The sequence below is a fragment of the Bradyrhizobium sp. CW1 genome, assembly GCF_023100665.1.
Classification (GTDB): Bacteria; Pseudomonadota; Alphaproteobacteria; order Rhizobiales; family Xanthobacteraceae; genus Bradyrhizobium; species Bradyrhizobium canariense_D.
Window position 1 is genome coordinate 4,909,352 of sequence record NZ_CP064684.1, and the last position, 18,292, is coordinate 4,927,643.

The following is an 18,292-nucleotide window of genomic DNA, read 5'->3' on the forward strand; positions in this document are numbered from 1 at the left end:
TTGATTTCCTGCAATCTGTTGCGGACCCTGAGCACGTTGGCCCGCCATCGACTGGACCGAGCGTCCCCCCGTTGCGGAGACGCCTGTCCAGTCGATCCGCGCGGCCGGTAGCCTCGGTTCAGACGGTCTTGTGCAGCACTCTGTTGAAGCTGGTCTTGATGGGCTCGGTCGTCTCGATCGCAACTTTCTGCGCGAGCTCCCAAAGCTCCCTATTCTGTGCGGAGACGACTTCGAAAGCCTCGCGGCTTCGGGCGGTCGAAAGATGCACGATATCCAGCAGCGACCTGGTCTCAGCGAGGCGAGATAAAAACTCCAGGGTGGCGCTGGTATTGTCTTTGGAAATCTCGATGACCTTGGCGCCGTAATCGACGGCCCCTCTGGCGTTCATAGAGCAGGCTTCACGGAGAATGTCGCTGATCTCCTCGGAAGTCGCTTTCATGCTCGCGATATTGTTCTTGGTCTGTGCGGCGCCCTGCTCGGCGAAGCCACGGAGGAGTTCCTGGAAATTCAAAAGCGGCAAATCGAACCTTGGTTTTGCACCATTCGTGTTCTCATTCACCGGATCGGCCTGCGTTTCGACTTTCACATTGGCATCATTCACGAGCTTTCATCCTTTCGAGCGAAACTAGTTAATGGATTGAAGACTCCCCGCTCCCGGCACGTACTGCGCCAGAAAACCAGCGCCCCTGTTCTCGGCGTGACCGGAGGCTGCTGCGGATGAACCGCTCGGCCCCTGCCGAAGCCAAATATGATCGATTAAATTCGAAACATCCGTTCGCTTTCGGACTCTCGCTGAAATAATTTGATGGGTTGCGACCAGGCGGAGCTTTAGATCTGCGACGTTGCAGCGACCGCTCGGTTGCACTCTGAGCTTGCTCGTCGTCTGAGATAGCCGGACTGGCGCAGCTCGCGCTGATGGTTCTCTTCTCGATCCACCCGGTCCCTGAGACTCTCAAGTTCTGCGAGTTGAGAGGCAAGCGCTTCGAGACGCTGGCGAAGAACAGCGGCAGGATTGTCCACTCGAGCGCAGATTTTCATGTGAGGTCTCCTAGCAATATGTCCGCGAGAATTCCGCCAGCTTTGACGTGGGCAAAAAAATATGAAATCAAAGGAAAACGCGACTAATTCGGCATGCTGCGTTGCCGATGACGATGCGGCGGCGCGTTAAAAAAGTACTCATGTGCCCCGGCGCACGGCACGCTGCATTGGGTCTGGCTGCTCAGCTTGCAACAACAGCGGATCCAACCGTTGTCAAGGCTCGGAGCGGGTTGCGCTCGAAAGTCGAGAGGCGGCTCGCTCGCACTCGGGCTTGTGCCTCCGCTCGTCGTCTTCTTCATCTGCACAATCGACCCCTCCATATGCGGCCGGATTTCCGGAGTTCCCTCCCGTCGCGAAAGGTCCTTTGCCACCGGTCGCTCCGCCCGATCTGCCGCCCCCGCCGGATGGCTTTCCAGCAGCAGATGAGCCACCACGGCGCCCCCCAGGTCCGCCACTACCTCCAGGTGACCCGCCGCCAGAGGACCCCGAGGCCGCAGAGGACGGACGATCGTTGTCGAAGAATGACTGGTCCCTGTCATCGCCATGCGTTGCTCCGTTCTGTCCGCCTGAACGTGCGATGGCTGTCGAGGTCAGCGAGGTCGACAGCAGCAGCGTTATGACGGGGGGTGTCACGGCCGCGAATCTTCCGCAGGTTTTCAGGAACGCCCGCCGGTCGTCATCTTCATTGCCACCTTGGGTCACGATGGGCTCCCCTTGATTTAATTTGCTTTATTGGTATTATATATTAAATAGACTTTCAACCAAAATTTTGTTTGAAAGATGGGGATTGCGAGGCGTGCGCCGCCGGCAGATTGCCAGCATGGCCTCGGGCTTGCTCGCCCCGGCGCCGGGACCCCAATCTGGAGTGTCAAACTAATATTTAATATGCATATATCTGATTAGCTTGATTAAGGGCAGCGCACGACGGATGATTGCCATGCCACTGCAATTTCACCGGCCCATCGAAAACATGGAGATCTGGAGCGCGAGCGGCGATGGCTTCTCGTTTGTGATCAGCCTGGAGAGCCCTACCGGTCCGGGCTTTCACGGACGCTCCGGGTACCTGGCGAGTTGGCGACCACTCTACGAGAACAATGGCGCGATCAAGATCAGCGGGTCGCCCTTCCGAACATTGGCTGAGGCCGAAGGAGTCTGCCGCAACATGGCCGAGCATCTGCGCGCCGCAACCGATGCTCACGGCCCAGCATGATGCGATGTCCAGCTAACGCGTGCGTTCCGGAAGGACATTGCTGCGCTTGACGTCCTCGTCGTTTCGAACCGCCGAACCCTGCTGTAGTAGGCCGGAAGAGGCGAGTTCACGTGCGGCCGCATGTTTCCCGTTTTGCGAAATTGCAAATGCCGCGAGAACTGTTCGATTGCTGATATCGAGCTTCTGGAAGATGTGGTGAAGGTGGACTTTGATCGTACCATCGGTAATGCTCAGGAAACGCCCAATCTCCTTGTTCGACAGCCCCTCCGATACAAGTCTCATGATCTGCCGCTCCCGGTCGGTCAGCTGCGTCGGAGCCTTTTCCTCACCGGTGTGAGACTCCCCACGGCCCTCGCCACCTGTGCACGGCGACCGCGATACCGGTCCCTGGCGTTCCGCAACCTTCCTCAGGGTCGCGACCAGCATCTCCGGCTCAGCATCCCTCGTGAGGACGAGGCAGGCGCGGCCCGCGGCCAGCGTCTGCAACCTTTGATCGCCGGTCTTTTCAGCGAAGAAAATGACCCGGGTACCTTGGCCAGCGGTGTTTGCGATAGCCAGAATGTCCGGTCGACTGATACTGGGCATTGCAATATCGACCAGTGCAATGTCGGGCACCAGAAGTCGGATGGCCCCAATGCAGCTTGCAGTATCGCCGCAGGCGGCCACGATCGCAAAATCGCGCTGCGCCGCAAGGACGCTGCTGATCCCCTGCAAGACGATCGGGTGCCGATCCGCGATGACGACTCTGATGCGGCGCATGCTTCCCCTGCCTATTCCTGATACCCCGCGCGGCAGTTTTTATTCCTGCATTCACCTCACGACGCGCGGGAAGCACAACCAATCCGTTCTGCCAAAACGCCGCACTGTCAATTCGTCACGGCGCGCATCGGCAACGCATGATGGCCACACCACTGTAACTCGCTTTGAGAATGCGTGCAGCACCGTAGGATTGCGGTCCTCCATGGAAAATCCGAAGCAGCCGATTCATCTACAAAACAGCGCCTTCTCAGCTGGCTATGATCTGCAAAACTCTCCCGCAGATCTGGCGCTCCAGTATGTGGCTGCCTTGTCAGGATTGGTTAACCGCCATTAAGCTCATCACCGACCACTTATTACGAACGATATATAGTCACATTCATGATTCAAATCTAACATTCGACAAACTTGACCGGAGCGAGGCAGCTGAAAAGCCTCGACCCACAACTCGAAGAGGAGGCTCAAAAAGTAATACTATTCATCCAACCTCAATATGAGGAGTGGAAATTTTCCAACCATTAATCAGACGTCTCGAACGATAACGGCTCTGCTTCGGCAGCAGCACCGATGAAAACCTGGTCAGCAAAGTTCGGGCGACATTTTCGCTAACCCGGCAAACTTCAATCTGCGGTCACGGGTCATCGCTGGTAATGAGTAGGTGGTCATATGTATTCTTCGGCTGTTTTGCGGCAAACGCATGAATCTCTGATCGTTCAATTCACCGAATTGCAGAATTTACGTAGTCGCGTGTCGATGGCCGAGCAGCGCTTGCTCGGCCCGATGCGAAGGGTCCGCCGGCGGAGACCGGCTGGGAGGCGACCGGCCGGTCGAAGGCACAGGCCCGGCTGGTAGCGTCAAGAAGTACCGCACTGCACACTAGAGTTCTGTGCGCGGGCCGATCAGGCTTGCCCGACGGGGCTTCGACCTGATAAGCCCCCCTCCTATTTCAAATCGGAAGTAGTGGGGACGGCTTCCATGAGGAACGACGAGTGGGCATCCGCGACCACGGCTGAGCTGTGGCGGCTTTACGATGAAGTGACGACTGTTCTTAGTCGGAGAATGATCGCGGAAAAAGCCAAGCTCGAAGAGCGGCTTCGCAGGATCGAGGGAACTTCCGGGGCCCCCAACGGGGAACGTGCGCGCCGCCCCTACCCGCCAGTGCTGCCGAAGTATCAAAATCCGAAAAACCCGTCCGAGACCTGGTCCGGTCGTGGCAAGCAACCCCGCTGGCTGAAGGCGCAGCTCCGAGCCGGCAAGAAGCTGAATGATTTGTTGATTAACCGCTCATCCAGCCAAAAGCGCCGCCGCACCGGTTGAGCACGGCGTGGCCCCGACACACCGCAACGGCGCGGCCGTCCATGGACCGCAAAATCTAGCGATCGCGATCCTCTTTATTGTTAGGACTGCCGTCACCGCCGCCGTTGCCGTAGCCATTATTGCCATGCACAATACGGCCGCCTGAACTGGCCATGGCGGTTGAAGTCAGAGAGGTGGACAGCAACAGCGTCATGGCAGGAGGGGTGACGGCGGCAAATTTTCCGCAGCTCTTCAAGAACTCACGACGATCTTCGCCGTTGGTATCCAGGTGGGTCATCAGTGTCCTCCAATCGTCGTTGAGATAAAAATAGGCCAGAATGGACATGCGGCAGGTTAAATTTGTTAATTCAACGATTTAAAATGACGACCCGCCGTCACAGCATAGCCCTCAACGGCGACCCGGTCGCACAGTCCATTACGAGCATTGAGGTTGCACTACCGCGCCGTCTCTGCCAGAGCGCGGTCACGGCCCGTCATTGACATTAAATTCGCAATATTATAAACATAAATACATCAATTAACTCGCAAACAACTTTCGCTTATAAAACCTTTTCGGCGCACAACGAGCTCACGGCAGCTCGACCACATAGGCGGCGCACAAAGCATCGCTCTTGCCAAGTGGTAAAAACGAAAGTCAATTCATGACCGGAACCGAGACCGGAGCAACATTCAGGCAATTGCGGCCTGGCTTCGACACGGCCTTGCGACCAGGATTCTCACTCCCGCGTCTAGGAGCCTTGATGAGCCGAGCGCTAACGGCAACGCTCTTAGACCTGTCGGAACTAACGGTCCTCACCGAGGCTGCGACCGGCGCGTATGCCGTGACGGCCGTCCTCGCAGCGATGGCCGGAGCCAGGCACGTCTATGCCTTCACGAAACCCACGCGGCACGGCACACCAGCTGACGCAAGGCAACAGACTCTGGAGCTTGCAGATTCGGTCGGTGTGGCCGATCGCATCGACGTCCTGGAGCAGATCACCCCGGATATCCTCCATCAAACGGATATTGTAACTAACAGCGGCCATCTTCGGCCTCTTACCGCGGCGCTCATTGATGAGTTACCAAGGGAGGCCGTCATCGCCCTGATGTTTGAGGCTTGGGAATTTCGCCCCAAGGACCTCGACATGGAAGCATGCTTACGGCGCGGAATTCCGATTGTCGGCGTGAACGAACGCCACCCGTCAGTCGATGTCTTCTCGTTTCTGGGTCCACTGTGCGTGAAGCAACTCCACGATTGCGGTTTACCCGTGTACAGGAATCGCATTGGTGTGCTGTGTGACAATGACTTTGTTGGCTCGCTCCGCGCCGGTCTCACGAGCTCTGGAGCGAGCGTGGACACCTTTGACAACGTCCAAGCTGTGTATCGCGACGAGTGGGACGCAATCATCGTCGCGCTGCGACCGGCGGCTCAGCCTCGTATCGGTTCGCCGGAAGCAACGCACCTCGCTGCTTGCGCGCCCGCCGGTGGCGTTATCGTGCAGTTCTGGGGCGATATGGATCGAACTGTATTGTCAGCAAATGGATTGGCCGTTTGGCCAACAGCGCCTCCGGCATTGGGGCACATGGGCATTCTCCTGTCGGAGATTGGCCCTGAACCGATCGTGAGACTGCAGGCAGGCGGCCTCCGCGCTGCTGAGTGGGTTCGGCGCAGTAGAACCGTTTCGTCTGACGGATTCGCGCAACTCATTACTCGGCCCCTCGTCGAGCTTTCGCCAATTCACACTAGGTCCTAGCCTCGATGAGCTCGATGAGTGTGCGCGTCGCGGAGGCGAGAAACACTATGCGACGCATGTCGAACGCGACCGCGGGCGCAGGCGACGATACGGGAAGATACTGCCGCTCCCTGAAGCAAGCGATCGCGTCGTCGAGCCGCCCCACTTCGTAAGCAAGATGATAGAATTTACCGCCGCGCTTAAGGATACCCTCCACCGGCGATTGTGCGCCGGCCGGCTCAATGAGTTCCAGGCGCGGACCGCCGCCTGACACGAACTGGATCCGAACTTGCTGGATCGGGTCCTCGAATATCGGTCCTTCAGGCCTGTAGCCAGCTATCGCGAGTTCCGGCAACTCCGCCGCGATCTTTCGGCACGCCATTCCCAAATGATGAAAATGCAAGTCCATCTGCTATTCCTTCTTCCCTTGCTAGCGCAAGGAGACGGGTGCGTCCGGAAGCGCGATGCGCTGCTTCCGTTGCTCTGGCCAGTTGCTGGGGGCAGTTAACCTTCCCGCGCATCAAGGAGCAGCGCCGACCAGGCCTGCTTCAACCGCGGATAATCTTCGCGCGACATCCAAAACGTAATCACGTCGTCGCCGTTCCACCAAGCCTTCGGCGAAATCTTTTCGATTTGGAAGCCAAGGCGAATATGGAAGTTCTTCGCAGGCCCGTTCTTGCTTTGCACGTTGGCTACGACGACCGAAAGCCCTAGCTGCGCGAACGCGAAGACTAAAAGCAGATCGAATATCTCGGCCAGAAAGAGGCGCGCACCCGGATCGACGATCAACCGCGCCACCTCGCCGCGTTTCGCCGCGAAATCCAGGTTCGCAAGGGCGATGCTGGCAGCCGGTTTTCTCGAGCGCTTGAACTCCGCAATGAAATAGTAGTCGTCCGCCCTCGCCTGGTAACTTCGGAAAAACTCTTCCTGCTGGGTCAAGGTCAGCTTTTCGCGGGTCATGAACTTGCCGAGAACGGGATCGTTCCGCCAAGCGATGATTTGCGCGGAGTCCTCCAGCCGGACCTCTCGAAGGACCAGGTTGTTTCCCTCAGGAAGCCGTTTTAGATTCTCAGTCTTGGCGGCAAGCGTGCCCGAGCTCGGCGGCTCTGATCCCATATGCGCCGTCATCTATTTATTTCACCTTAATTTAATGCGCTTAAATATATTTAATTGACCCGAACGTTATCATTATTTAATGTGACTGACAATCAAACGATGCTTCTTTTCTGGGTGGAGGCTCGCTATTCTCGCCGCTGTCCCCGTTTTGCCGGTCCGGCATGTAAATGATGCCGAACTCAAGTCCTTAGCGCTGTCCGGCGATGCCGCGTTCTGGGGGCATCTCGCCGCCCGCTCGCGGGAGGCCGCGAGTTTTTCCGAACTGTTCTTTCTGTCGACGCTTCGAAAAAAGGCGAAGCTACATGCGACCGAAAGTGGTCAGCCAAGACTCCGACTCGCCTTGATCGGCGGCTACAACCTGTATCCGTTGCACGAACTGGTTGAACACCTCCTGGCCATTCGTGGAATCGAGTGCGAACGCTTCCTCGGCGAGTACGATAATTTCGTCTCGGAAATCCTCGACGGCTCGAGTCCGCTGTACGCCTTCAAGCCGGATCTCGCCTTCATTCTGCCGAACGCGAGCCATTGCCGCTTTTCGGGCTCGCTCCTCGATGCCGTGAAACATCAGCGCGAAGCTGCAGTCGGCGCCGCGGAGCAGCTCCTCAACCTCGCGCGGACTTTCATCGAACGCTCAGGTGCGGCGGTGATTCTCGCCAATCTTGCGCTGCCCGCCGACCTCGATCTCGGCTCGTTTCGTTCGCGCACGCTTGGGGCCGATTGGAGTTTCCGCAAGGCGGTGAACCTTGAGCTCGGGCTCCGGGCCCCGGCTGAGGTGCAAATCTGTGACGTCGAGTTCCTCTCGGCACGCCGAGGGATCACGGCTGCGGAGGATGCGCGAGCATGGTACGAATCGAAGCAGCTCGGCTCACCTGATTTTCTGGTGGACGTCGCGCAAGAGCTAAGCCATCTGATCGCCTGCCGTAAGCAAGGCCCGAAGAAGGTGCTGGCGCTCGATCTCGATCAGACGCTATGGGGCGGCGTGATCGCGGAGGACGGTATCGAGGGAATCGAACTTGGGGACTCGTCTCCCCGCGGCGAAGCTTTCAAGGCTTTCCAGAAGTACCTCCTTGCGCTTTCCGAACGCGGCGTCCTGCTTGCGGTGTGCAGCAAGAACGACCATGCGCGTGCGATCGAGGTATTCGAGAAGCATCCCGAGATGGTTCTCCGGCTGGAGCACTTCGCGGCCTTCAAAGCCAATTGGGACCCGAAGTCCGACAACCTGCAGCGGATCGCGGATGAACTCCGCGTTGGCGTGGACAGCTTCGTCTTTGCCGACGACAACCCGGCGGAGCTCGAGATCGTGCGCCAGTTTCAGCCCCAGGTCGAAGGCGTGCTCCTAGGGCCGGATCCCGCCGAGTTCATCGGCCGCCTCCAGGCCGGACGCCATTTCGAGCCACGGAACGTCACCGAGGAGGATCTCGAGCGGACGGCGCAATACGGGCAGGAACGGCGACGTACGGAGCTCGCGGCGAGCGTAACCGACATGCCAGCCTACCTCGCCTCGCTCGAGATGCGAGGCACGATCAAGGAGTTCGACCCGCTCGACCTACCCCGCATTGCCCAGCTGATCGCGCGCAGCAACCAGTTCAACCTGACGACGGTCCGTCGATCCGAAACCGAGATCCAGGGGCTCCTGAAAAGGCCGGACTACCGGTGCTTCACGATGCGGCTCGAGGATCGGTTCGGCGATTCCGGGCTCATCTCTGTGGTCATTGCAAAGATCGAGGGCCGCGTCTTTGTTCTCGATACCTGGCTCATGAGCTGCCGCGTGCTTAAGCGCCAGGTCGAGGACGAGATCATGAACGAGATTTTTCGGCTTGCAGAGGTCGCCGGCTGCGCGAAAGTGCGCGGCATTTATCTTCCGACGGCCAAGAACGGGATCGTCGCCGGGATCTACGAGGAGTTTGGCTTCGTGCGTACGGAAGACTCCGCCGCCCGAAAAGAGTTCGAGCTCGCGGCGGAGAAGTATCAGACGCGTTCGACAAAGATCCGCGTAACCCGGAGGGCTTATGAAGCAGGCTGAGGTACTGGCGAAGTTGCAGGAGGTATTCGACGGTATCTTCCTTGAGAAGATCGTGGCCAAGCCCGAGCTGTCGGCGGCCGACGTCGAGGAGTGGGACTCGCTCATGCAGATCTCGCTCGTCATCGCCGTCGAGCAGAAGTTTCGCGTGCGATTCCGCGTTGGCGAAGTCGAGACGGCCCGGAACCTGGGTGAGTTCGCCGATCTGATCGCGAAACGGATAGAGCCATAGGAGCTCGACATCGCGAGGACGATCGCGCGAGTGCGCGGCCCGCCACCCGTTTTTGGTGTCTCTCGCCCAGCTTATGGGCGTGACGCGGCACCGCACCGCAAAACCGCCGCCGGCGATTGTGCGTCTGGAAGCGCGCGGAACCCCTGCGCCGAGATATTCGCCTCCACTGAAGCGAGCGCGCCTGGGGCGGGCTGCATCAACGGGAGCAGCCGACAGCAGCTGTTCATGATCCGAAGGCTGACTGGGACCACACCTTCTCAAGAGAAATTGACACCTTGCAAACGCCGCTTGCTTCACAAGCGTATTAAAATATGTCATTAATAAATATAAATTCTTTTTAATTCATTTAACTTCGCGTTCCCTGATTTGATTCGTTGAATTTTCCTTACTGAGTAGAACCGACTGCGCGGGAGAACAACATGGCAAGCTTGTTCACCACTCAGGCCCCCGTCCTGACCAACAACACGGATGGGCCAGGGGCTGATTACGAGCTGGGGATGCGCTTCACCAGCGACGCTTCCGGCGTGATCCAGGCGATCCGGTACTACAAGGCCTCGAACGAGACCGGCACCCATATCGGCCACATCTGGTCGGCAACGGGCCAGGAGCTGGCGACGGTCACGTTCACCAACGAAGGCGCATCGGGCTGGCAACAGCAGGCGCTCGCCACGCCGCTCACCATCGCGGCCGGTACGACCTACGTGGTCTCGGTCAATATCAACAGTTACTACGTCTCCACCACCCAAGGCTTCGCGTCCGGCATCAGCAATGGTGGCCTGAACGCTGCGGCCGGCGCCGGCGTCTACGACTCCACTGGCGGCGTCTTCCCGACCAACGTCTATCAGAACGCAAACTACTTCCGCGACGTCGTATTCGCCGCGGGCTCGTCAAATCCTAACAATCACCCCGGTGCGGTGAGCGTCAGCGGGACGCCGACGCAGAACCAGATTTTGACCGCGACGGTGAGCGATACGGACGGAGTGCCAGGTACCATCTCCTATCAGTGGCAACAGAGCGCGAACGGCAGCACGTGGACCAACATCAGTGGCGCGACGGCGCGCACGCTGACCCTCGGGCAGGCCCAGGTTGGCAGCTTCATACGCGCCACCGCCAGCTACACGGACCTGCTGGGCAGCAGCGAGGCGCCAGTGAGCACCGCGACCGCCACGGCCGTGGCCAACGTCAACGACGTCGGCGCCGTCACAATCAACGGCACGGCGAGCCAGAATCAGACGCTGACGGCCAGCGTCACGGATCCTGATGGCGTGCCAGCGAGCATCACCTATCACTGGCAGAGCAGCCCGGACGGCACCACCTGGACGAATCTCGCCGCCACGACCTCGAGCCTCACTCTCGACAGCAGCCTGGTCGGCAAGCGGATCCGGGTGAATACCACCTACACCGACCAGCTCGGCACCAGCGAGAACGTGACGAGCGCGGCCACCGCGACGGTTGCAGCTGCGAGTGCCACCACCACTCTGTTCACCACTCAGTCGCCGTCCATCACCAATGCCACCGACGGGATAGGGGCGGATTATGAGCTGGGTATGCGCTTCACCAGCGACGCTTCCGGCGTGATCCAGGCGATCCGGTACTACAAGGCCTCGAACGAGACCGGCACCCATATTGGCCACATCTGGTCGGCAACGGGCCAGGAGCTGGCGACGGTCACGTTCACCAACGAAGGCGCATCGGGCTGGCAACAGCAGGCGCTCGCCACGCCGCTCACCATCGCGGCCGGTACGACCTACGTGGTCTCGGTCAATATCAACAGTTACTACGTCTCCACCCCTCAGGGTTTCGCCTCGGGCATCAGCAATGGTGGCCTGAACGCCCCGGCGGGTGCCGGCGTCTACGACTTGACAAAAGGCATTTTCCCGACCGCCGTCTATCAGAACGCAAACTACTTCCGCGACGTCGTATTCGCCGCGGGCTCGTCAAATCCTAACAATCACCCCGGTGCGGTGAGCGTCAGCGGGACGCCGACGCAGAACCAGATTTTGACCGCGACGGTGAGCGATACGGACGGAGTGCCAGGTACCATCTCCTATCAGTGGCAACAGAGCGCGAACGGCAGCACGTGGACCAACATCAGTGGCGCGACGGCGCGCACGCTGACCCTCGGGCAGGCCCAGGTTGGCAGCTTCATACGCGCCACCGCCAGCTACACGGACCTGCTGGGCAGCAGCGAGGCGCCAGTGAGCACCGCGACCGCCACGGCCGTGGCCAACGTCAACGACGTCGGCGCCGTCACAATCAACGGCACGGCGAGCCAGAATCAGACGCTGACGGCCAGCGTCACGGATCCTGATGGCGTGCCAGCGAGCATCACCTATCACTGGCAGAGCAGCCCGGACGGCACCACCTGGACGAATCTCGCCGCCACGACCTCGAGCCTCACTCTCGACAGCAGCCTGGTCGGCAAGCGGATCCGGGTGAATACCACCTACACCGACCAGCTCGGCACCAGCGAGAACGTGACGAGCGCGGCCACCGCGACGGTTGCAGCTGCGAGCTCGGGTACCACGCTGTTCACCACCCAGGCACCCGATCTGACCAACAACACCGATGGACCAGGAGCGGATTACGAGCTGGGTATGCGCTTCACCAGCGACACGTCCGGCGTGATCCAGGCGATCCGGTACTACAAGGCCTCGAACGAGACCGGCACCCATGTGGGCCACATCTGGTCGGCCACCGGCCAGGAGCTGGCGAGGGTCACCTTCACCAACGAAGGCGCATCGGGCTGGCAGCAGCAGGCGCTCGCCACCCCGCTCACCATCGCGGCCGGCACGACTTACGTGGTCTCGGTCAACATCAACACCTACTATGTCTCCACCACCCAAGGCTTCGCGTCCGGCATCAGCAATGGTGGCCTGAACGCTCCCGTCGGCGCCGGCGCCTACGACCCCACTGGCGGCGTCTTCCCGACCAACGTCTATCAGAACGCAAACTACTTCCGCGACGTCGTATTCGCCCAATCCAACGTCATCGCACTACTTAACAGTTCCACAATCTATGTCAGTGAAGCGGCGGGCACGGCCACCATCACTGTTGTACGCTCTGGCGACCTCCAGTCTCAAACGACCGTGGAGTACACGACGAACGAAATCGGCACCGGAGGCACGGCTACGGCGGGACTGGACTACACCCAGCCCACGTTCAATGGTCGGTCGAACACCGGTCAGATCGTCTTCGGACCCGGGGAGAGCACCAAGAGCTTCACCATCCCAATTGTGAACGATCAGCTCACCGAGGGTACCGAGACGTTCGCTGTCGGGCTTCAGAATCCCGGTTCCGGCTCCCTTGGAGCCCCGCGCACTGTGCTCGTCTCCATCATCGACGACGACTCACCCGCCTCCATAGCAATGGCGGACGCCGCCGTGAGCGTTGCCGAGAGCACAGCGACAGCGACAATCACGCTGCTGCGCAGCGGCAGCGCCAATCAAGCAGCTACGGTCGGCTTCACAACAAGTAACGGCAGCGCGGTCTCGGGATTGGACTACACGATCTCGTCCGGCACGGTGACCTTCGCCGCTGGCCAGGTGACCCAGACCATCACGGTCCCGATCATCAATGATACGACACCGGAGGGCGACGAGACCTTCACGGTCACCTTGAGCAACCCGACGGGCGCCACTCTCGGCGCACAGGCGACGACGACAGTGAAGATCCTGGATAATGACAACCCCGACCTCGGCAATTTGGTGGGCCAGACGGCCGTGACGGGGCTGAACGAACCAACAGCGATCGAATGGACTCCCGACGGCCGCTATATGCTCGTCGCGCAGAAGGACGGTGTGGTGCGCGTGGTGGACAACGGAACCCTGCGATCTACGCCGCTCATCAACCTGTCGAGCGAGGTAAATGACGTCAGCGATCGCGGACTGCTGGGCATCGCGGTGAACCCAAATTTCTTCGCAGGCAGCCCCTATGTCTACCTGCTCTACACCTACGATCCGCCCGAGACGGCGGGCCAGACGGGCCTCGCGGGACCCGATCAGGCCGGAAACCGACCTTCTCGTCTGGTGAGGGTGACTGTCGACCCTACCACCATGATCGCCGATCCGGCGAGCGAGTTCGTGCTGGTCGGCAAGAACAGCACTTGGGCGTATACGAGCCGTCCGGACTTGGACAGCAACGGCGATCCCAGCATTCCTCCATCAGGTATCGTCAACGGCACCACCATAACGGCCCCCGCCAGCCAGATAGAGACCGGAGCGCAGGACAACGATCCGAACTCGGCAGGGATTCAGAATCAGAACATCCGCGATTATCTGGCGTCGGACGGCGACTCGCATACCATCGGTGCCGTTCATTTTGGCCCTGACGGCTATCTCTACCTCACCGTCGGCGACGGCACGTCGTATAATTTCGCGGACCCTCGCGCAGTGCGGGTCCAAGACATCCACAATCTCTCCGGCAAGCTGTTGCGGATCGATCCGACCACAGGTGAGGGAGCAGCCGGCAATCCATTTTATCAAGCTAGCGATCCAAACAGCAATCAGTCGAAAGTCTTCTACTACGGCGTCCGCAACGCTTATCGCTTCAGCTTCGATCCGGTCACCAATCTGCCCGTGCTCGGAGATGTAGGTTGGGACAGCTGGGAAGAGATCAATACTGGTCCGGCCGGGTCGAATTTCGGATGGCCCTATCTCGAGGGCCCAGACAGGACCGCCAGCTACCAAACACTCCCCCAGGCGATCAGCTTCTACAACAATGGCAACCGCAACAATACGTCGGACCCGCCTGCCGTATTTCCCATCCTAACTCAGAGCCACGGTGCTCCGGACGGTGCCCACGTGATAACCGCGGGAGATTTCTACAATCAGAACACCATGTTCTTCGACGATGTCTACAATGGAACGATCTTCGCTGCGACCTTGAACGCAAGCCGGCAGGTTGCCAGCGTCCAGCTGGTGGACAACAACGCACCAGGCATCGTCGACCTGCAGAAGGGCCCCGACGGGTGGCTCTACGGGGCCGATATATTTGATGGTACGATCCGACGTTGGGTGGACCCCTCAGCCGCCTCCGCTCTGGGGCTCGCGGTGGGGTCCTGACGGGCGCCGGCCATAGTGAGCGTCGAACTGCGACTGTTCGGGGACGCGATCGTTCTTCCCGCGTGGAATGGCATGGATATCGATGTCCGGGAAGCTGACCCTGATGCGGCCAATGGTGGTTTTTCTAAACTCAATTGTGAGCCCTGCGATTTTCTATCGAATTCCAGTTGGCGAAAAGCTGCAGAAGATCGAGGCCGTTTAGGGGGACTGATGAGAGTCGCAGAAATATTGACGTCTATCGCGTCGATCTCTTTGAGTTTGGGGATCGGAGCAATGTCGCCGACCGCCGCCGCTCAAGAGCAGAAATCATTTAGATTTTCAACTTCATCCATACCGCCGAGGTTTAACCTTGGCGATCGCGTCGAGGCCTCGCGGCAGGTGAGGGTTCGAGCCAGTGGTTCACTCGGTGGCCCCCTACTTGGCACTCAACCTGCCGGGGTTTACGATAAACTCGTCGCTGGTCGGGCAAGCCCAAACGGCTATATCCCATGGCGCATCGTTCACGATAACGGCGTAGATGGTCCTCGCGGTAACGACAATTCCAATCCTCCCCCAGCTAGCTCGTCGCCGGCTCCCGCAGCAGCCCCCGCTCCTACTCCTGCACCGGCTCCGTCATCCATGCCTTCGAGTGGACCGCCGCTTTCCTTTAACGATCCGCGCTTTACCAGTGCTATCTCCCACAGCCGTTTGGATGATGGCGTACCGGATGGTGGATCACTCACAGATCGAAGCTATATCTATTACGAAGTCGGCGACAACACGGTTGGCTGCTGGGGCAGCTGCACCTTAACAAGACTCCGAATCCAATCGCGCGAATGTATCCGAGCGATTAAAGGCAATATCGTAATTGCGGATTCTTATCTTGAGGCGACAGGACAAGGCGATGACCATGCCGATGTGATTCAGGCCTATGGTCCCGGCAATCACGGAACGATCACTCTGCGCAATACTTCCATTGTCGCGCACAACACCTCCGCAACCGCCGGGATATTTGTCGCCGACAGTTGGAAGCCCGATTTGATTGATCTGGAAAACGTCATGTTCCAGGGGGGCCCGTTTGGTCTGCGTCTTCACGCCGATGGTTACATGAACGCACACTTGCGAATGAAGAATGTGTGCTTTGTCGGACCGTTCCCCTTGCGCAAGTTTTTCATCACCGACTTTATCATCGATGAGTGGACGAACGTGAATGACTGCGTCATTCAAAATGGTCAACTTGTTATTGTAAAATCAATTCGGCGCCCCTGACCGCTCTTTGAGAGAACGCAAGATTTCCCGAGGACTCCGTGACCTGCCCCTGCGTATTTCCTCCAGATGGAGTTAGAGTCCGGCCCGAGGAAGGACGGACAGATGAAGCGAGCAAGGTTCACGGAAGAACAGATTATCGCAGTGTTGAAGGAGCATGAGGCTGGGGCAAAGACGGCCGACCTGGCTCGCAAGCACGGGGTCTCGGAAGCACGATCTACAATTGGAAGGCCAAATTCGGCGGCATGGACGTTTCAGAGGCGAAGCGGCTGAGGGCGCTGGAGGACGAGAACGCGAAGCTGAAGAAGCTTCTAGCCGAGCAGATGCTCGACGCCGCCGCCCTTCGCGAGCTTCTTTCAAAAAAATGGTAGGGCCCGCCGCCAAGCGCGCTGCGGTCGCGCATCTGCAGGCCGTCATGAGCCTGTCGGAGCGGCGGGCCTGTTCGATTGTCGGAGCGGATCGGAAGATGATCCGCTATCGCTCCAGCCGTCCTCCGGACGCGACTCTCCGTGGCCGGCTGCGTGACCTTGCCAACGAGCGGCGGCGTTTCGGCTACCGCCGGCTGTTCGTGCTGCTGAGGCGGGAGGGTGAGCCATCGGGGATCTACCGGCTTTATCGGGAAGAAGGGCTCACCGTCCGCAAGCGGCGGGCTCGCCGCAAGGCCGTGGGGACCCGTGCCCCGATCCTAGTCGAGGCGATGCCCAACGCGCGCTGGCCGCTGGATTTCGTCCACAACCAATTCGCCAACGGTCGGCGCTTCCGCATCCTCAACATCGTCGACGACGTCACCAAGGAATGTCTGGGCGCCATTCCGGATAAATCGATCTCAGGACGACGCGTCGCTCGCGAACTGACGGCCGTCGTTGAACGACGCGGCAAGCCAGCAATGATCGTGTCCGACCACGGCACCGAGTTCACCTGCAATGCCATGCTCGCCTGGTGCAGGGACGCAGCCATCGACTGGCACTTCATTGCACCGGGAAAGCCGATGCAGAACGCCTTCATCGAGAGTTTCATGTATAGACGTATATGGACCCCGCCCGATTGCAACGACCGGCTTGATCAGGATCGACGGCCACAACTGCTGACGTATATCCGGCTTCTTGATGCGGCTGGACAACGTCTCCGCCGCGAGCCTCGATGGTTTTCGCCCGCTTCCACCTCAACGGCCCCGAGACATCGGCGCAAGCCGTGCCGGTCCACACATCAGGTTCGGGAAGCGACGGGGTGACCGTTTCGCCATCTGCTGCCATTTGTTGCAATTGCCGGTGAGACCTCCTTTCCTTGATTGCCGCTTCGCTTCAGGCCGCCTTCACCGAAAGCGCCGGCTCATAAGCCGCGCCGCCTGTGAGCATAGCCCACACGATCCGCGCGTTCTTGTTGGCAAGAGCCACGGCCGCGACATTGGGATGGCGCCGTTGCCGCATCTTGCCGAGCCAGAGGCTTCGCGGATCCTGCTTGCCATTAGCACGGCTTAAAGCGGCGCGAGCTCCGTGAATCATCAGCGTCCGGAGTATCGATCGCCCCGTTTGCTGATGCCGAACAAGCGGGCCCGCCCTCCACTGGATCGCTGCTTGGGTACCAGACCAAGCCAAGCCGCGAACTGTCGGCCGTTCTTGAAACAGCTTCTATCGCCCACGGCGGCGACCAAGGCTGTTGCTGTCACAGGTCCGACGCCTTCGATTTTGCCGAGCCGCTGGCACTGCTCACTCGTACGGAAGATTTCCCTTATCCGCCGGTCATAGGCTGCAATGCGGGTATCAAGCTCGGACAACTCCTCTTGCAGTTCCCTCATGAGCGCTCGGAGCATCTCGCTGAGGCCGTCATTGATGTTTCCTACGATGACCGCGAGGCCACGCCGCAGCTGCGCGATGTCACGGGCAATGACAATCCCATGCTCGGACAGAAGACCGCGAATCTGATTGACGAGCCTGACTCGATCGGCGACCAGGCGCCGGCGAATGCGGTGGACGGCCTGTGCCGCCAGCTGATCGGTTGATTTCGGTGGCACGAAGCGCATGGACGGACAACCGACCGCTTCGCAGATGGCTTCCGCATCGTTCTGGTCGTTTTTGTTCGACTTGACGTATGGTGTCACGAACTGAGGGCTGATTAGTCGGACCTGATGGCCAAGCTCCGTGAGCACGCGAGCCCAATAGTGTGCCCCGTTGGAAGCCTCCATGCCGACCAGGCAGGCCGGTAAATTGGCGAAAAAGCCGGCCACCGCATCGCGACGTAACCTCTTTCGCACAACGACTTTCCCGTGGTTGTCGACGCCGTGAACTTCGAAGACATACTTCGCCAGATCTAGACCTATCCGAACGACCTGCATAACATCCTCCTTCGCTGCAGTTGACGCTCGAGATTCCACCGCGGCAAGGGCGGGGTCCATACCATTGGCCCCGCGGGTGCAAGAGATTTCGACAGCGCTTTGGAGATCGGTCGGTTGCGTTCATGTATACGGCCTGTCATTGCGACCGATAACATGGCCGCTGGCCCTGATGGAGGTCGCGGATCGAGGCCTCATCAACGGGTCGCGCTTGTTGCGCTTAAAGCTCTTCGGGCTTTCTCGATCCCCAGCTC

The 18,292-nt window shown here is 59.4% G+C and carries 13 protein-coding genes and 2 pseudogenes; 9 read left to right on the forward strand and 6 right to left on the reverse strand.

The window, feature by feature from the left end:
- Nucleotides 1–118: 118 nt before the first annotated feature.
- Nucleotides 119–601 carry a phasin family protein gene (locus tag IVB54_RS24245; RefSeq protein WP_018459417.1) on the reverse strand — a complete coding sequence of 161 codons (483 nt, stop codon included), beginning with the start codon at nucleotides 599–601 and terminating at the stop codon, nucleotides 119–121.
- A 1,374-nt stretch (nucleotides 602–1,975) separates the two neighbouring features.
- Here IVB54_RS24245 and IVB54_RS24250 point away from each other — a divergent pair.
- Nucleotides 1,976–2,248 (forward strand): hypothetical protein, encoded by a 273-nt coding sequence (locus IVB54_RS24250; protein WP_039800762.1) that lies wholly within the window; start codon nucleotides 1,976–1,978, stop codon nucleotides 2,246–2,248.
- 12 nt (nucleotides 2,249–2,260) lie between these two features.
- On the opposite strand, the gene IVB54_RS24255 is transcribed toward IVB54_RS24250, so the two are convergent.
- Nucleotides 2,261–3,007, reverse strand: coding sequence for a response regulator transcription factor (locus IVB54_RS24255; protein WP_018459419.1), 747 nt, complete (start codon nucleotides 3,005–3,007; stop codon nucleotides 2,261–2,263).
- Between IVB54_RS24255 and IVB54_RS24260 the strand changes: the two genes are divergently transcribed.
- Nucleotides 2,997–3,341 (forward strand): hypothetical protein, encoded by a 345-nt coding sequence (locus tag IVB54_RS24260; protein ID WP_157643100.1) that lies wholly within the window; start codon nucleotides 2,997–2,999, stop codon nucleotides 3,339–3,341. The two genes, IVB54_RS24255 and IVB54_RS24260, sit on opposite strands and share 11 nt — an antisense overlap.
- 638 nt (nucleotides 3,342–3,979) lie before the next feature.
- Nucleotides 3,980–4,321, forward strand: a complete 342-nt coding sequence (locus IVB54_RS24265) for an H-NS histone family protein (RefSeq protein WP_026233804.1) — start codon at nucleotides 3,980–3,982, stop codon at nucleotides 4,319–4,321.
- 55 nt (nucleotides 4,322–4,376) lie between these two features.
- Here the strand turns inward: IVB54_RS24265 and IVB54_RS24270 are convergent, their stop codons facing one another.
- A complete protein-coding gene (locus tag IVB54_RS24270) occupies nucleotides 4,377–4,598 on the reverse strand; it encodes a hypothetical protein (RefSeq protein WP_026233805.1) in 222 nt (73 codons plus the stop codon).
- Nucleotides 4,599–5,061: 463 nt separating this feature from the next.
- Between IVB54_RS24270 and IVB54_RS24275 the strand changes: the two genes are divergently transcribed.
- Complete coding sequence (locus tag IVB54_RS24275; protein ID WP_018459422.1) at nucleotides 5,062–6,054, forward strand: hypothetical protein; 993 nt, start codon at nucleotides 5,062–5,064, stop codon at nucleotides 6,052–6,054.
- Here the strand turns inward: IVB54_RS24275 and IVB54_RS24280 are convergent.
- Both IVB54_RS24280 and IVB54_RS24285 read right to left on the reverse strand, forming a co-directional pair.
- The gene (locus IVB54_RS24280; RefSeq protein WP_039800752.1) at nucleotides 6,044–6,442 is read right to left on the reverse strand and encodes a VOC family protein; all 399 of its coding nucleotides are present in this window, start codon (nucleotides 6,440–6,442) and stop codon (nucleotides 6,044–6,046) included. The genes IVB54_RS24275 and IVB54_RS24280 overlap by 11 nt on opposite strands.
- A 95-nt stretch (nucleotides 6,443–6,537) precedes the next feature.
- Nucleotides 6,538–7,161, reverse strand: coding sequence for a GNAT family protein (locus IVB54_RS24285; RefSeq protein WP_157643101.1), 624 nt, complete (start codon nucleotides 7,159–7,161; stop codon nucleotides 6,538–6,540).
- 328 nt (nucleotides 7,162–7,489) lie between these two features.
- Here IVB54_RS24285 and IVB54_RS24290 point away from each other — a divergent pair, with 328 nt between their 5' ends.
- From IVB54_RS24290 to IVB54_RS24310, 5 genes and pseudogenes are all read left to right on the forward strand, one after another.
- Nucleotides 7,490–9,172 (forward strand): HAD-IIIC family phosphatase, encoded by a 1,683-nt coding sequence (locus tag IVB54_RS24290; protein ID WP_247776474.1) that lies wholly within the window; start codon nucleotides 7,490–7,492, stop codon nucleotides 9,170–9,172.
- On the forward strand, nucleotides 9,159–9,401 hold the full coding sequence (locus IVB54_RS24295) for an acyl carrier protein (protein ID WP_018459426.1): 243 nt from the start codon (nucleotides 9,159–9,161) through the stop codon (nucleotides 9,399–9,401). Before IVB54_RS24290 ends, IVB54_RS24295 begins: the two co-directional genes overlap by 14 nt.
- A gap of 419 nt (nucleotides 9,402–9,820) precedes the next feature.
- Nucleotides 9,821–14,464, forward strand: a complete 4,644-nt coding sequence (locus tag IVB54_RS24300) for a DUF4082 domain-containing protein (RefSeq protein ID WP_247776475.1) — start codon at nucleotides 9,821–9,823, stop codon at nucleotides 14,462–14,464.
- Nucleotides 14,465–14,479: 15 nt separating this feature from the next.
- Complete coding sequence (locus IVB54_RS24305; RefSeq protein ID WP_247338537.1) at nucleotides 14,480–15,712, forward strand: hypothetical protein; 1,233 nt, start codon at nucleotides 14,480–14,482, stop codon at nucleotides 15,710–15,712.
- Between the two features lie 102 nt (nucleotides 15,713–15,814).
- Nucleotides 15,815–16,724: pseudogene (locus IVB54_RS24310) on the forward strand (IS3 family transposase); the annotation flags it as partial.
- 286 nt (nucleotides 16,725–17,010) lie between these two features.
- Here the strand turns inward: IVB54_RS24310 and IVB54_RS24315 are convergent.
- A pseudogene (locus IVB54_RS24315) lies at nucleotides 17,011–18,041 on the reverse strand (IS110 family transposase).
- Nucleotides 18,042–18,292 lie beyond the last annotated feature (251 nt).